Raw genomic sequence first — 14,260 nt, 5'->3', positions numbered from 1 at the left:
ACTGCGATCGAGCATCGCAGACCTTAGGCTGTCAGATGTGAACGCAGCCTCGAACGCCGAACCCTCCCGCGGCCGGGGCGGTCAACTCGCCGCCCAGCGGCAGGCCACGATCGTTGCCGAGGTCAACAGCCGGGGCGCGATCACGGTCGCCGAACTGGTCGAGCGGTTCGGCGTGTCCGACATGACGATCCGCCGCGACCTGGACGCGCTGGACTCGAGCGGCCTGCTGCACAAGGTGCACGGCGGCGCCACCTCGGTCGGATTGCGCAGTGCGCACGAGCCCGGCTTCGACGCCAAGCTGACGCAGGAATCGGCTGCCAAGCAGGCGATCGCCGCCGAGGCCGCCCGCCGGGTGCAACCGGACAGCGCGATCGGCATCGGTGCCGGCACCACCACCTACGCCCTGGCCCGGCAGTTGCTCCGCGTCGAGAACCTCACCGTGGTGACCAACTCCGCCCGCATCGCAGACGTCTTCCACGGCAACGGCCGCTCGGACCGCACCGTCGTCCTGATCGGCGGTATCCGTACTCCGTCCGACGCGCTGGTCGGCCCGATCGCCACAGCGGCCTTGCAGTCGCTGCACCTAGACCTGCTCTTCCTGGGCGCCCACGGCGTAGACGCCGAGCACGGCCTCAGCACCCCCAACCTGATGGAAGCCGAAACCAACCGCTCCTTCATCGCCGCCAGCCGCGAGGTAGTCCTAGTAGCCGACCACACCAAGTGGGGCACGGTCGGCCTGAGCACCTTCGCCACCTGGTCAGACCTCAACCTGGTAGTCACGGACTCCGGCCTACCCCCCGCAGCCCGCAAAACCATGAAAGAAACCGGCTGCGAACTGATCATCGCGTCGTAGGGCCGCTGGCCGCGGCGGTCAGCGCTCTGGGGCGACTAGTACCGGGCGGGCTTCGGCGACGGTGAGGGCGGTGGCCGGGCCGGGGATGTCCACGGTCCTCGGCAGGGTCGTCCACCCGCGACCTGGCAACCGATAACGAGCGGTGTAATGCACGACTACGCTGACCGCGACCGCGCCGCGCTTCTTGTACCGGTGAACGACATCGAGCGCCGGGTAAGGCCGCCCTGGTGAGGTGGTCGTCTTGGTGCTCCCGTCACCGAAACTCCAGGTATAGCTGGAAGCCGTGGCTCGCACCCCCACCGGCCAGGTGAGAACCGGCACCACTCGATCCACGGGAACCGGCTTCGTGTAAACGATCGTTTCCAGATTCACCAACGTCCGAGTCCGCGGCTGCACCTGCACCACCAGCGCCGGAAACTCCACGTTCTTCAACTCAGTCCGAACCACCTCGGTAGTGATCTGCTCAACCCGAGGCCGAGCCGGCTCCCCAGGCTCCTGCGGCGTCACCGGCGGCGGCGGATCAATACACCCCCGCTCCACCAACATCGCATCCGTAGCCCCCGTCAACACACAAGACCCCTCCTCAGCCTCAATCCCAGGAAACCGATCAACCTCCTCAGGCGCGACCTTCGCCTTCTTACCGGACCCCTTGCCGGTCCCGCTCCCGTTCCGGCCAGATTTCGACGGAGGATCGAACACGTTGAAACGGTCGTCCCTCTTGGTGTCCTCGCCGATGATGGTCAGCCCTTTCTCGCCTGAAATGACATCCGGTGGGTCGGCGTCGGCAAGTTGCGGGTGCGCGAGCGCGAGCGCGAGCGCGAGAAGGCCGGCCGCCAGCAGGCCAACGACGCGGCGGCTCATTGGTCTCTCATCTCGTACATGACCCAATGACCGCTCTGGTTCATCAGAGCCATCTGCCACTGTGATTGGCCGCCGGGAAAGACGGTCGGCTTGGCACCTTTGCTGGGAACGATCGTGTGCCGACCCTCGGTGAACTGCAGCGTGATGTCGGCTGCCTTGGTGTCCTTCAATCGAGCAGAGGTGGTCTTGGCGTTGGTCGAGCGGAAGTTGCCGGTGACTGAGCCGCCTGCGCCATAAACGTCTGTGTAGTGCTTGATGAGCTTGTTGCAGGAGATGCAGCCCTTGTCGGACCAGGTGCGGAGGGTGGTTACGTCTCCGGTGGCTGCGGCGTGGTCGATGGCGGTTAGGTAGAAGCGGGCGAAGGCGTCTGCGGAGGTGACGGTGATGCCCGCGGCTGCGGCGGGGGGCGTTGGGGCGGGGGCGACCGAGGGAGTGGGGGGCGAAGGCGGCAGCGTGCTTGACGAGGGTGGGGAGGTGGCGGGGCCGCCGGGGGGTTCGGGATTGTCGGTGCAGGAGGTGGTGAAGGCCAGGACGACGGCGGCGGTGAAGGCCGTGGTCGTACGGAATCGGCGCCTGCTCATTGGGGGTTCTCCCGTTTGAAGTCGAACATCATCCAGTGCTGTCCCTGGGCTGACAGCGTCAGGCGGAGGGAGAATTCCGTGGGTGCAGCCGTTTCGATCGGTGCCGTCGGGGCGGGCTTGATCGAGTACGCGCCTTGGCGGGCGGTCATTGTCACCTCGGCGGTGCTCGGGTCGAGGAGTTTCGCACTCGATACCGTGACGTCGCGCCAGGCGTAGTCGCCGGTGACCGCATCGTTGGCGCCGTTGGCTTTGCGGTACGTGGTGAGCATCGCGTTGCAGGGTTTGCAGCCGGGGTCGGCGGCTTGTGTTGTGGCGCTGTCGTCGCCGGTGGTCTTCAAGTAGTTCAGGGTCTCGAAGAAGTACCGGACGAAGCCCTCTGCCGCAGGCACTGTCAGGCCGACTGCGGCCTCAGGCCTGAGCGGCGCTTCGCCCGCCTCAACCGCTGACGGTGCGCCGGGCTCGGCGGTGGGCGCAGGCGTGGTGCCGTCACTCTGGAGCGGCGAGGCGGAGCGATCCTCCGCAGCACTGGCACTGGCACTGGCACTGGCACTAGCGCGGGCGCTGGCACTGGCGGTGGCGGTGGCGGCGGCGGCGGCGGGAGCCGAGCCGGCCTTGGGGTTCGACGCGCAGGCCGCGCAGAGGCCGAGACAGAGCAACAACCCCAGCCCGGCCTTCAGCCGACTCCAACCTACCGTGAACATCCGCTCCCCCAGAGTGATCGCGAACCTCGATGCTAACCGCAGTCGCGGTCACTCTGCGTGGAGTGTTGTGGATAACTCAGGAGACGCGGGAGGCGCCGGGGGAGGGGGTGGCGTCCAAGGACGTCGGCTTGGTGAAGGAGTGCGCGGCGAAGGCCTGCTCGATGGCGGTGAGGACTGTGGCGGTGGCGGAGGCTTCGACCAACGCGATGATGCAGCCGCCGAAGCCGCCGCCGGTCATGCGGGCCCCTAGGGCGCCAGCCGCAAGGGCGGTGTCGACTGCTACGTCCAGTTCGGGGACGGTGATCTCGAAGTCGTCGCGCAAGGAGACATGCGACGCAGTGAAGAGTGGGCCGACGTCGCGCAGGCGGCCGGCCTGCATCAGGGCGCCAGCATCCTCGACCCGGCGTATCTCCGTGACCACGTGACGGACTCGGCGGCGTACGACGTCGTCTGACAGGCGAGCCAGCGCGTCGTCGAGGTCGTCGAAGGCAACCGACCGCAAAGCCGGTACTCCGAGCTCTGCCGCGGCTTGTTCGCAGGCCTTGCGCCGGGCGGCGTACTCGCCGTCGACGTGGCGGTGCGGGGCCTTCACATCGACCACCAGCAAGGCGAGTCCGTCGGCCGCCGGGTCGAACGGGATCTGGTCGGTCGTCATCGCGCGGATGTCGAAGTACAGGGCGTGCCCGGCCGTGCAGCACATCGACGCCATCTGGTCCATCAGCCCGACCGGCGCCCCGACGTACTGGTTCTCGGCGCGCTGGGCGAGCCGGGCCACCTCGGCCGGGTCGATCTCCAGACCGCGCAAACCCAACAACGCAACGGCTGTCGCGCACAGCAGCGCGGCCGACGACGAGAGCCCGGCGCCCGACGGAAGGTCGGACTCGACCAGCAGGTTCGCGCCGCCGATGTCGTAGCCGGCCTCGCGCAGGACCCACGCGGCGCCGGCCGGGTACGCGGCCCAGTCCTTCACCGAACCGGGAGCCAGGTCGGCCAACTCGAACTCGATCACGCCGTCCTGCCCGGAGGAGGCGACCGCCACCTTGCCGTCGGTGCGGGCCGACGCGGTCACCAGGATCCGGTTCGGCAGCGCGATCGGCAGCACCAGGCCGTCGTTGTAGTCGGTGTGCTCACCGATCAGGTTGACCCGGCCTGGCGCCCGCCAGGCGCCGTCGGGCTCGGTGCCGTAGATCTCCGCGAACCTGCTCACGATCCAACCTTCCGCAAAGACTCGGCCACGTCCTCGGGCCTGGTGTCGGAAATGAAAGCACCCATCCCGGACTCGGACCCGGCCAGGTACTTGATCTTGTCCTTGGCCCGCCGGATCGACAGCAGTTCCAGGTGCAGGTAGCCCAGTTCGCGATCCACCCGGACCGGTGCCGAGTTCCAGGCGGCGATGTAGGGCAGGGCGTCGTCATACTGGCTGTCGAAGCGGTGCAGTACGTCGAGGTACAGCTGGGCGAAGTCGTCGCGCTCCTCGACCGAGAGCTCGGCGAGGTCGGCGACCTGGCGATGCGGGTAGAGGTGCACCTCGACCGGCCAGCGGGCGGCCTCGGGAACGAAGGCGGTCCAGTTGCCGTTCTCAACGATCACCCGGCTGCCGTCCTTGCGCTCGGCGGCCAGTACGTCGGCGAACAGGTTGCTGCCGGCAGCTTCCTGGTACTCCCGCGCCCGCGCCATCAGCGTCTTGGTCCGCGGCGGCAGGAACGGGTACGCGTAGATCTGGCCGTGCGGGTGGCTCAGCGTGACGCCGATCTCCCGACCCCGGTTCTCGAACGGGAAGACGTACTCGACGTCCGGGCGGGCGCTGAGTTCCGCAGTACGGTCGGCCCAGGCGTCGACCACCAGCCGGGCCTGGCCCTGCGACAGCTCGGTGAACGACTTGTTGTGGTCGCTGGTGAAGCAGACCACCTCGCACCGGCCCGGCCCGGAGAAGGACGGGAACCGGTTCTCGAAGACGGCCACGTTGTAGTCGAGGTCCGGGATCTCGGTAGGGTTGCCCGGCTTGCTGGCGTCCAGCGGGCACTGGTCGGCCGGCGGCAGGTAGGTGCGGGTGTTGCGATGCGTGGCGTAGGTGATCACGTCACCGGTCAGCGGGTCGGTCCGGAACTCGGCCTGCGGCTTGGGCGCCGGCAGTCCGCGGGTGTCTTCGAGCGGGACCCGGACGGGTGCGTCTGCGGGGTCGTAGTAGATCAGTTGCCGGCCGTCGGACAGGGTGGTGTCCGTCCGGCGGGCACCGCGCGGGGTGGTGTTCATCGTCCGACCTTCCGAGTAGAGCCGAGAATCGACGCTCCTGTCACAAACCCGGCCACCAACCATCGTAAACCAACATATTCGAACATGCATGGTCGGACCCGCCGCCGGTACGCTGGATCGATGGACGACGCCCAACCATCGCGTCCTCTCCCGCCGATCCGGAGAGGGCGTAGGCACCTCCCATCTGGATACCGCCAGCACTCGAGCACCACCGACCCAGAGGCGCCGAGAACTCCCCTGTCATGAACGAGACCCTGCTCAACATCGCCCTGATCTTCGTCTTCGTGCTCATCGGTGGCGTCTTCGCCGCGGCCGAGATGGCGCTGGTCTCCCTGCGGGACAGCCAGCTGAAGTCGATCTCCCAGCGCGGCCGACGGGGCGAGACCGTCGCCCGGGTGGCCGCCAACCCGAACCGCTTCCTGTCCGCCGTGCAGATCGGCGTGACCGTGATGGGCTTCCTGTCCGCCGCCTTCGGTGGCGCGACGCTGGCCGACGGGCTGTCCCCGCACCTGCAGGACCTCGGCCTGCCGGAGTCCTTCGCGAACACCGTCGCCCTGGTGCTGATCACCATCGCGATCTCGTACGTGTCGATCGTGCTCGGCGAGCTCGCGGCCAAGCGGCTCGCGCTGCAGCGGGCCGAGACGTTCGCGCTCGGCCTGGCCCCGCTGGTGGACCGGATCGCCTCGGCGGTCCGGCCGGTGATCTGGCTGCTGTCCAGGTCCACCGACCTGGTCGTCCGGGCCCTCGGCGGCGACCCGAACGCGAACCGCGAGGTGATGTCGGACGAGGAACTGCGTGAGATCGTCTCCGCGCACGAGTCGCTCGGCGAGGAAGAACGCCGGATCGTGGACGACGTGTTCGAGGCCGGCGGCCGGCAGTTGCGCGAGCTGATGCTGCCCCGGACCGAGGTGGACTTCGTCGACGCCGAGATGCCGGCGTACAAGGCGGTGAAGTTCGCGGCGGAGCGGCCGCACTCGCGCTACCCGGTGATGAACGGCTCAGCTGACGACATCGTCGGGTTCGTGCACGTCCGGGACCTGTTCGATCCCGCGGTCGCGTCCCGGTCGGTCCGGGTCGGCGACCTGGCGCGCGACGTACTGATGCTGCCCGACACCGCGAAGCTGCTGCCGACCCTGACCGAGATGCGCCGGCGCAGTACGCATCTGGCCATCGTCCTGGACGAGTACGGCGGTACGGCGGGCATCGTGACGCTGGAGGATCTCGTCGAGGAGCTGATCGGCGACATCAAGGACGAGTACGACGAGGAGTCCGCCGAGACCACCCGGCTGCGCAGCGGCGACGTCGAGGTGGACGGCCTGCTCAACCTGGACGACTTCGCGGACGAGACCGGGGTGGAACTGCCGGACGGGCCGTACGAGACAGTGGCCGGCTTCCTCGCCGCCCAGCTGGGTCGAGTCCCGGCTGTCGGTGACGAAGGTGGCGTCGACGGCTACAAGATCACCGTCACGGAGATGGACGGCCGCCGGGTCGCCCGGGTCCGCGTGCACCGGGTCAGCGCCGACGACGGCAACCCGGTCACGACCACGGACTAGCAGGCCCTCTCGGAGATAGGGCACTAGGCGGCGAGCTCGACGACGTCGCGTTCAGGAGCGAGGATGCGCAGGCGGCTGAGGATGACGATGCCGCCGACGAAGAAGCCGAGACCCTGGACGACCAGGACGGGGATGATGCCGACCACGTCGCCGAGCACGCCGGCGGCGGAGATCCCGACCAGGACGGCGAGGCCCTCGGCCGCGAACAGCGCGCCGAAGACCCGGCCACGGGAGGCGTCGTCGGTCAGTCGCTGGATCACGGTCATCGCGCCCGCGACCAGGAAGGCGCCGGGCAGGCCGACCAGGATCATGCCGGCGAAGGCGGGCCACAAACCGTCCCAGAACAAGGGATACAGGAAGATCGCCAGGTCGATCAGCCCGAACGCGACCGCCCCGACGCCCCACATCATCGCGGCCCGGAAGCGCGAGCCGAGCGCCGCCGCGACCAGCCCGCCGATGATCCCGCCGACCGCCTGGGACGACGTGATCAGCCCGTACGCCGTACCGTCGCCGCCCAGTTCCGCCGAGACGAACGGCGCGAACAACGTGCTCATCACGCCCTCTCCCACCCCGGTCACCACGCCGAACACGAACACCAGCCGCATCGCCGGCCCACTCAGGCAGATCCGGATCCCCTCCACCCACTCGGCCTTCATCTTCAGTACTGCGGGCCGCACGCCACCGGCGCGCTCCACCTTCAGCCGCTCCGGCCGATGCCGTACGCCGAGCAGCAACGCCATCGCCACCACGTAGGTCGCCGCATCCACCAAAGCCAGCAAGGCGATTCCGCCGGTCGCCGCCAGCATGCCACCCACCGCCGCACCGATGAGTCGGGCGATGTCGCTGGTCTGGCTGTTCAACGCGTTTGCCGTCAGCAACTGACGGGACTCCACCAGCGACGGCACCAACGACTGCTCGGCCGGCCGGAAAAATTGCTGCAGGCAACTTTGTCCGAGAATGACCAGGTAGATCAGCCAGATCGCGCTCTCGTCGTGGACCAGCAGCAGCGGCAGGAGCACGATCGCGTGCAGCAGGTTGGTGACGATCATCGTCCGCCGCCGGTCCCACCGGTCGACGAAGACCCCGGCCAGCGAGCCGAGCAGCACCGGCGGCAAGAACGATGCCAGCAGCAACCCACCGGAGGCCAGGGTCGAACCGGTCAGCACGTAGACGTGGAACGCGAGCCCGGTCCGCAGAATCCAGTCGCCGGTCAGCGAGACCAGGCCTGCGCTCAGCACCAGCCGGTAGTCCCGCTGGCGCGTGAGCACCTGCCACAAGTCCTTCATCGATCCCCCTCGACCGGGTGCACGGTGACGATCCGGGTGATGTCGACCAGCCGGCTCCCGGCGGGCCGGGTGGACTTGTCGTCAATCGGCCGCTCGTCGACGTAGCGCTGCAGCAGCGCGCTGATCTGCTCCTCCAGTTCGGCGAGTTCCTCGCCGGTGAGGTAGATGCCGGTGTGCCCGATGCCCGCGTTGTCGCGCCAGACCGGGTCTTCTTGCGGCCGTCGCTGCTGCCAGTCCGCGAGGTCGCCCAGTGCCCGCTCGGCCAGCAACTGCTCCAGGATGTCGGCGGCTGCCAAGGCCTCGGGAGTCAGGTCGGCTTTGCGCCACGACTGCGAGGTCGAGACCAGCCGCCACGGCCGCTCGCGGTTGTCCTTGCCCGGCGCCGGCTCGACGAAGTCGTACTTCGCCAACTGCCGCAGGTGGTGCGAAGCCAGCGCCTGGCTGATCCCCAGTCGCCGGGCCGCGTCGGCGGCGGTCAGTGGACCTTCCTTGCCGAGCAGAGCCTGCAGGTCCAGCCGGACCGGGTGGGCCATCGCCCGGATCGCCAACGGATCGTCCAGCAGTCGCCGGCGGCGGGGATCATCCGATTCCAAAGACATGCTTGGAATATGACGCGCACGTCAGGCGATGTCAAGCCTTTGCTTGGAATACCGCGGCCGCAGGGCAGTCGGGGCGGTTCCCACGGAACGCCGCGGCCGCGGCGCCGTAGTCAGTTGCTGGCGATCATCGTCGAGTACGGCGCGCGGATATAGGTCTCTGCCGCTGCCGCTGCCGCTGCCGCTGCCGCTGCCGCTGCCGCTGCCGCTGCCGCTGCCGCTGCCGCCTGGTTAGCCCTTGGTCTTTCTGGGCTCGGCGGGCTTGCCGGGGGGCTTGGCGGGCTTGCCTTGTCTGGCCGCGTTCGGGTTGCTCGGCTTGGTGGAGGGCTCGTTGCCGGTCGACGTCGTGGACCTGGCCGGCCCAGCAAGCGCCTTGCTCGGCTTCTGCGATTGCGGCGGTGCGGTGGGCCGCGTCGTGGAGACCGCGCGCACCGAGGGCGTAGTACCGGGCTTGGGTGCCGGCGTGGTGGTGCTCACCTTGGGACGGAGGTCGTTCGTCGCGGGCAGTTCAGCGGTCTTCGCTTCGAGCAGGAGGCCGCCCGTCGCGACCAGCGCAAGCGTTAGCGTCGCACCGGCCGCGGTAAGTACTCTCCGCCGCCTCGCTTGCGTCGGCAGGACGGCGGTCTCGGTGATCGCGTCCTGAGCGAGCGTTTCGCCCGCGATGACGACAGGCGGCGTCGCACCCTCCGCGACCTGAGCCGCAGTAGGCCGCTGCGCCGGATCCTTGGCGAGCAGCCAGAACAGGAAAGCCTCGAAGTCGCCGGCCAGCTCAGGGCGCAGCTCGCTCGGCGGCGCCGGCTTGGTCTCGACGTGCTGGTACATGATCGAGGCGGGGTCCTCGGCCATGAACGGCGGATGACCGGCGACGAGTTGGTACAGGACGCAGCCGAGCGCGTACACGTCCGAAGCGGCCTCGGCCGGCTTGCCCAGGGCCCGCTCCGGCGACAGATAGTGGCTGGTGCCGACGATCTGCCCGGTCGAGGTCAGCGTCGTCGTGGTGTCGTTCAGGAAGCGGACGATGCCGAAGTCGGCCACCTTCACCTGACCGTCCTCGGTCAGCAGCAGGTTGCCCGGCTTGATGTCGCGGTGCACGATGCCGACCTGGTGCGCGGCCGCCAGGCCGGCGGCGGCTTGCCTGATGATGTCGACGGCCTGCTCAGCCGGCAGCGGTCCGTTCCGCCGCAATTCCTCGCTGACGGTCCATCCCTCGACCAGTTCCATCGCGAGGAAGAAGCCCTCGCCGTGGGGGCCGAAATCGTAGCCGGCGACCACGTGGGGGTCGGAGAGCATCGCGGCCGCCCGGGCCTCGCGCTCGAACCGTTCGACCGCGGCGAGAGTTTCCCGGACGGGGAGAAGCAGCTTGATCGCCACCTCACGACCGAGTACCTCGTCCGTGGCGCGGTAGACCTCACCCATACCGCCACGGCCGAGGGCCGCCCCGAGCCTGTACCGCTCCGCAACCAGCATCGTCCCTACGTACCCACTGGGGTGGATCGGTAACACCTGGGGAGCCGGCTAGTCCCTGGGGGTTGGTGATCCCTTGCTCTGGGTGTCTGGTGAGGGAGTGCCTGTTGACGGAGTACTCGTCGAGGGACCGTCAGTAGGCGGTGTGCTCGACGGAGGGTCTGTCGGCGGAGTGCTCTTAGTCGGGGTGCTGGAGGTGCTGGTGCTCGTGGCGGGTGCACTCGGCGACGGCGCGTTCTGCGACGGAGTACTGGTTGGTGGGGTGCTTGAGGGCGGGGTGCTCGGCGTGGGCGAGGCTGACTGAGAGGCGCTCTGCGAGGGTTGAGCGGTTTGAGTCGCTGGATCCACGGCGCCGGGTTGGGTCGGGCCTGTTGTGGATGGATTGGTCGTCGTGGTCCCCGGAGTAGCTGGGGTGACGACGCCTGGTTGCGGGCCGACGTCGGTCGTCGCGGGCAGTTTCGGGTCGTTCCCGTTGAGCAAGATGCCGCCCACCACCGCCGCTGCGGTGGCGGCGAGGGCGATCCCGCCGGCGAGCAGTGTCTTACGCGTCCGGCTGGGCCCCTGCTCCGCGGGAAGCGCGCTGGTCGCAACGGTCTGCCCGGCGCCCGCGCCTGCGTCCGCAGCCGCGGCGCCCGCAGGTACGGCGGTTGCCGCCGCGGTCGTGGAGTCGGCGGGCGAATCCCCGGCCGCAGGGGTGGCAGCCGCTTGGCCGGCAACGCCGCCGACGGCAGCGGCTTGCCCGGCTACACCGGCGGCGGCGGCTTGCCCGGCTACACCGGCGGCGGCGGCTTGCCCGGCTACACCGGCGGCAGGCGCGGCGGCGAGCGGCCAGGCGGTGACCGGGCCGGTGCGTAGGGAGCCAGCCGCAATCTCAGCGGCGGTCGGTCGGTCGGCGGGGTTCTTGGCGAGCATCCGGAGTAGAACGCTCTCGAACGGGCCGCTGAGCTCCGGACGGCTCGCACTCGGCGGCACCGGCGGAGTGTCGACGTGCTTGTAGAGGATCGCCGTCGGATGTTCCGCCGTAAAGGGTGGCTGACCGGTGACCAGTTGATAGAGCACGCACCCCAGCGCGTACACATCCGATTCCTTGCCGGCCCGCCCACCCTTCGCCCGCTCCGGCGCGAGGTAGTGAGTGCTGCCGATGATCTGTCCGGCCGCCGTCAGCGTGGTCGCACCCTCACCCGGCAGATGAGCGATCCCGAAGTCCGCGACCTTCACGGTCCCGTCGCCTGCCAGCAGCAGGTTGCCCGGCTTCACGTCGCGATGGACGACGTCCAGGCGATGCGCCGCGGCCAGGCCGGCGGCACTCTGCTCGACGATGTCGATCGCCCGGTCCTTCGGCAACGGCCCGTGCGCCGCGAGTTCGTCCGCGACCGTTCGGCCCTCGACCAACTCCATCACCAGGAAGAACTGGTCCCCATGGCTGCCGAAGTCGTACACGGCGACCAGATGCGTGTCGTTCAGCATCGCCGCGGCCCGAGCCTCGCGCTGGAATCGCTCCGCCGCCCGGGGGTCGCGATCCGTCGGCAGCAGCAACTTGACCGCGACCGGCCGTCCCAACAGTTCATCCGTGGCGCGGAAGACCTCTCCCATGCCACCACGGCCCAACGACGGACCCAGTCTGTATCGCTTCGCTACCAGCACCCTGCCACCCGTACCCACCGTCGCCGAGAGCCAACCTGTTCGACCGGCGAGCTCAGCTCACGGTAGCGAGCCACTCGAGGCCGGCCTCGGCCCGCCCCAGGATCGAGATGTGGCTGTCGGAGGGGGAGAGTCGAAGCTCAGCAGTCGGGCAGTGGTCCGCCAACCAGGAGCCGTGCGAGCTCGGGATGATGCGGTCCTGCTCGCCGTGCAGCAGCAGCACCGGCGCGGTGATCGTAGCGAGGTCGCAGCCCCAGGGAATGACGTAGGAGACATCGTCATCGATCAGGCCGTACGGCCCCGCAGCCATCCCGGCCTCGCCTGCCACGCTTCCCAACCACCCCCACGGACCTTCGAACATCGCCAGATCCGCGTCGGTGAATTCCGGGTCGTACTCGGCGCCCGACGTCTCGTGCTCGGTCTTCACCTCGCGCCCGCCGAGCGCCGCCTGCAACGACGCCACCCCGGACGGGATCATCCCGGCGAACCAGTCCAGCCCGCCAACGCCGTACGGCGCGATGGCGGCGAGCGTGAGCACGGCCCGCACCCGCTCGCCGAGGGTGGCGGCGCTACCGAGCGCGTACGAGCCGCCGCCCGAGTAGCCGGCGATGGCGAACCGGTCGATCCCCAGCGAGTCCGCGACCGTCGCGACATCGCCGGCAACCGTGGCCATCGTGCGACCGGGCGCCGGTGTGGACCCGTCGTACCCGGGCCGGTCGACGGAGAACCAGCGGACCCCGAGTCGTTCCGCCGCGGGGAACAGGGGAGCGGGCGGTGTGCCGAGGTTCGGGGTGCCGTGGTGCCAGAAGATGGGCAGGTCGCCGCGGCCCGAGTCGTAGACGTGCAGTTGGCGTCCATCGCTGAGCAGCAGATCGGTCTCGTTCACGGGCTCACCCTAGAGAAACACCGAAATGTCGAGCACCGCCGGCAGGCTCCGACCTCTGCTGCGAGGATCCACCCACCGCGGATCCACTCGACTGAAGGGAACTGCCGTGAAGTACTTGTTGTTGATCCACAGCAACCCGCTGACCTGGGGACATCCCTCCTTCCTGCACACCGAGGAGGGTCGCAAGCTGCCGAAGTCGGCCCGGGATGCCCTGTCGGCACAGCTGGAGAAGCTGCTGGCCGAGCTGAGCGAACGCGGCGAACTGGTCGTGGCCGAGCCGCTGGCGGCCCCGAGCAGGACGAAGGTGGTCCGCGTCCGCGACGGCGTCCGCGCCACCACCGACGGCCCGTACTCCGAGGCCAAGGAGCAACTGGCCGGCGTCTTCATCGTGGACGTCGACTCGCCCGAACGCGCCGAGGAGATCGCCGCCCGGATCCCCGAGGCCGAGTACTTCGGCGTGGAACTCCGCCCGATCTCCGTGTCCGACTGACCTCGTTCTGTACTACGTACGCGCGCGCGTACGTAGTACAGAAGGTCTAGCTGACCAGACGGGCGTGGTTGGAGCGGGTGGCCAGGGCGGGATCGAGGACGCCCAGCGCCAGCCAGGTCGCCCCACCCACCCCGTCGCGGGCGGTCAGCACCTCGCCGTCGAAGTGCTCGTGAATGCTTTGCCGCAGCAACCGGCCGACCGGCGAGGATTCGCCCGCGACACTGCCGGCCAGTACCAACGGGCCGTTGTCCGACGTTGTCCGGAGCCGGCTGACCGTTTCTGTGAGCAGTTCGGCTGCGCGTTTCACGATGGCGTGTGCGGTCTTGTCGTTCTGGTCGAACGCCGTCACCACGGTCCGGGCCAGTTCGGCCAGCAGGACGGGCGGACGGGCGTTCACGGTGCGAACCAGGTCGTCACGGAGCCGGTCGTACCCTTCACGCTCCGCCACAGCGGCCCGATCGTGGTCCGGCAGCAGCGTTTTCACGACCTCCTCGCCGAGCAGCCCGATCGGCTCGCCGAGATCGAGAGCGCGCAGCAGACTGCGCACTGCCTCCCGGCCCAGCCAGAACCCCGAGCCGTCGTCGCCGAGCAGCCAGCCGTGGCCGTCCGCGGTCCGGGTCAGGCGATGGTCGCGGACCAGGCCGGCCGCGGACCCGGTGCCCGCGATCAGCACGGTGCCGTCGGGTTCCGGCGTACCGGAGGCGAAGGCGACCTCGAGATCGCCGATGTAGTCCGCCTCGCAGACCAGTCCGGCGCCGCTCCAGGCCGCGTCGAACTGGGCCCGGACGCCCGGGTTGGACAGGGCGGACCCGCCCGCCGCGCCGATCACGGCCGTCGTCACCAGAGTGGGATCGAGGCCTTCCAGGGCCTGGTGAATGGCCTGTCCGAAGTTGGCCGCGGCACTTGCGGGGTGGCTTGTCGGGTTTCCGCCGGCAGCGGCCCCTCGGCCCACTACGTTGCCCTCATGGTCCGCGATCACGATCCGGGTGGAGGTGCCGCCGAGGTCGCCGCCCAGGACCAGTGTGGATGCTGGCATCAAGACCATTGAATCCTTTGGTTGCGCGAGTGGGCGTTCGACCGACATACGCGATGCTC

The 14,260-nt window shown here is 69.1% G+C and carries 14 protein-coding genes; 3 read left to right on the top strand and 11 right to left on the bottom strand.

The features are described from left to right. The first annotated feature begins 37 nt into the window (after positions 1 to 37). Entirely contained in the window at positions 38 to 853 is an 816-nt protein-coding gene (locus tag ABD255_RS04440; RefSeq protein ID WP_344210014.1) for a DeoR/GlpR family DNA-binding transcription regulator, read from the top strand. Between the two features lie 18 nt (positions 854 to 871). Here the strand turns inward: ABD255_RS04440 and ABD255_RS04435 are convergent, their stop codons facing one another. The 5 genes from ABD255_RS04435 to galT all read right to left on the bottom strand — a co-directional run bounded on the left by ABD255_RS04435 (position 872) and on the right by galT (position 5,249). Then, complete coding sequence (locus tag ABD255_RS04435; protein ID WP_344210012.1) at positions 872 to 1,714, bottom strand: PKD domain-containing protein; 843 nt, start codon at positions 1,712 to 1,714, stop codon at positions 872 to 874. Beyond that, positions 1,711 to 2,295 (bottom strand): DUF6318 family protein, encoded by a 585-nt coding sequence (locus ABD255_RS04430; protein WP_344210010.1) that lies wholly within the window; start codon positions 2,293 to 2,295, stop codon positions 1,711 to 1,713. Before ABD255_RS04430 ends, ABD255_RS04435 begins: the two co-directional genes overlap by 4 nt. Next, complete coding sequence (locus tag ABD255_RS04425) at positions 2,292 to 2,996, bottom strand: DUF6318 family protein (RefSeq protein ID WP_344210008.1); 705 nt, start codon at positions 2,994 to 2,996, stop codon at positions 2,292 to 2,294. The genes ABD255_RS04430 and ABD255_RS04425 overlap by 4 nt, the downstream gene beginning before the upstream one ends. A 76-nt stretch (positions 2,997 to 3,072) precedes the next feature. After that, positions 3,073 to 4,203: a galactokinase gene (gene galK / locus ABD255_RS04420; protein ID WP_344210006.1), complete on the bottom strand. Its 1,131-nt coding sequence runs from the start codon at positions 4,201 to 4,203 to the stop codon at positions 3,073 to 3,075. Then, positions 4,200 to 5,249 carry a galactose-1-phosphate uridylyltransferase gene (gene galT, locus ABD255_RS04415; protein ID WP_344210004.1) on the bottom strand — a complete coding sequence of 350 codons (1,050 nt, stop codon included), beginning with the start codon at positions 5,247 to 5,249 and terminating at the stop codon, positions 4,200 to 4,202. The genes galK and galT overlap by 4 nt, the downstream gene beginning before the upstream one ends. A gap of 242 nt (positions 5,250 to 5,491) precedes the next feature. Here galT and ABD255_RS04410 point away from each other — a divergent pair, with 242 nt between their 5' ends. Continuing rightward, the gene (locus ABD255_RS04410; RefSeq protein WP_344210002.1) at positions 5,492 to 6,802 is read left to right on the top strand and encodes a hemolysin family protein; all 1,311 of its coding nucleotides are present in this window, start codon (positions 5,492 to 5,494) and stop codon (positions 6,800 to 6,802) included. 23 nt (positions 6,803 to 6,825) lie between these two features. On the opposite strand, the gene ABD255_RS04405 is transcribed toward ABD255_RS04410, so the two are convergent. The 5 genes from ABD255_RS04405 to ABD255_RS04385 form a co-directional block, all read right to left on the bottom strand. Then, entirely contained in the window at positions 6,826 to 8,088 is a 1,263-nt protein-coding gene (locus ABD255_RS04405; protein WP_344210000.1) for an MFS transporter, read from the bottom strand. Next, entirely contained in the window at positions 8,085 to 8,687 is a 603-nt protein-coding gene (locus tag ABD255_RS04400; protein ID WP_344209998.1) for an ArsR/SmtB family transcription factor, read from the bottom strand. The genes ABD255_RS04405 and ABD255_RS04400 overlap by 4 nt, the downstream gene beginning before the upstream one ends. A gap of 228 nt (positions 8,688 to 8,915) precedes the next feature. After that, positions 8,916 to 10,151 carry a serine/threonine-protein kinase gene (locus ABD255_RS04395; protein ID WP_344209996.1) on the bottom strand — a complete coding sequence of 412 codons (1,236 nt, stop codon included), beginning with the start codon at positions 10,149 to 10,151 and terminating at the stop codon, positions 8,916 to 8,918. 48 nt (positions 10,152 to 10,199) lie between these two features. Then, entirely contained in the window at positions 10,200 to 11,792 is a 1,593-nt protein-coding gene (locus ABD255_RS04390) for a serine/threonine-protein kinase (RefSeq protein WP_344209994.1), read from the bottom strand. A gap of 52 nt (positions 11,793 to 11,844) precedes the next feature. Next, positions 11,845 to 12,675 (bottom strand): alpha/beta fold hydrolase, encoded by an 831-nt coding sequence (locus ABD255_RS04385; protein ID WP_344209993.1) that lies wholly within the window; start codon positions 12,673 to 12,675, stop codon positions 11,845 to 11,847. 106 nt (positions 12,676 to 12,781) lie between these two features. Between ABD255_RS04385 and ABD255_RS04380 the strand changes: the two genes are divergently transcribed. Continuing rightward, positions 12,782 to 13,165: a YciI family protein gene (locus ABD255_RS04380; RefSeq protein ID WP_344209991.1), complete on the top strand. Its 384-nt coding sequence runs from the start codon at positions 12,782 to 12,784 to the stop codon at positions 13,163 to 13,165. 46 nt (positions 13,166 to 13,211) lie between these two features. On the opposite strand, the gene ABD255_RS04375 is transcribed toward ABD255_RS04380, so the two are convergent. Beyond that, positions 13,212 to 14,201, bottom strand: coding sequence for an N-acetylglucosamine kinase (locus ABD255_RS04375; protein WP_344209989.1), 990 nt, complete (start codon positions 14,199 to 14,201; stop codon positions 13,212 to 13,214). Between the last annotated feature and the right edge of the window lie 59 nt (positions 14,202 to 14,260).

This window comes from Kribbella sancticallisti (assembly GCF_039530625.1).
In the GTDB taxonomy this organism is placed as follows: Bacteria; Actinomycetota; Actinomycetes; order Propionibacteriales; family Kribbellaceae; genus Kribbella; species Kribbella sancticallisti.
Note: the sequence above shows the minus strand (reverse complement) of the source record. Positions and strands in the feature narration are given on the sequence as shown.

Bases quoted from the DNA above. Each gene is read 5' to 3' on its own strand.
- ABD255_RS04435 (WP_344210012.1), bottom strand. From the start codon at position 1,714: ATGAGCCGCCGCGTCGTTGGCCTGCTGGCGGCCGGCCTTCTCGCGCTC.
- ABD255_RS04430 (WP_344210010.1), bottom strand. From the start codon at position 2,295: ATGAGCAGGCGCCGATTCCGTACGACCACGGCCTTCACCGCCGCCGTC.
- ABD255_RS04425 (WP_344210008.1), bottom strand. From the start codon at position 2,996: ATGTTCACGGTAGGTTGGAGTCGGCTGAAGGCCGGGCTGGGGTTGTTG.
- galT (WP_344210004.1), bottom strand. From the start codon at position 5,249: ATGAACACCACCCCGCGCGGTGCCCGCCGGACGGACACCACCCTGTCC.
- ABD255_RS04410 (WP_344210002.1), top strand. From the start codon at position 5,492: ATGAACGAGACCCTGCTCAACATCGCCCTGATCTTCGTCTTCGTGCTC.
- ABD255_RS04405 (WP_344210000.1), bottom strand. From the start codon at position 8,088: ATGAAGGACTTGTGGCAGGTGCTCACGCGCCAGCGGGACTACCGGCTG.
- ABD255_RS04400 (WP_344209998.1), bottom strand. From the start codon at position 8,687: ATGTCTTTGGAATCGGATGATCCCCGCCGCCGGCGACTGCTGGACGAT.
- ABD255_RS04395 (WP_344209996.1), bottom strand. From the start codon at position 10,151: ATGCTGGTTGCGGAGCGGTACAGGCTCGGGGCGGCCCTCGGCCGTGGC.
- ABD255_RS04375 (WP_344209989.1), bottom strand. From the start codon at position 14,201: ATGCCAGCATCCACACTGGTCCTGGGCGGCGACCTCGGCGGCACCTCC.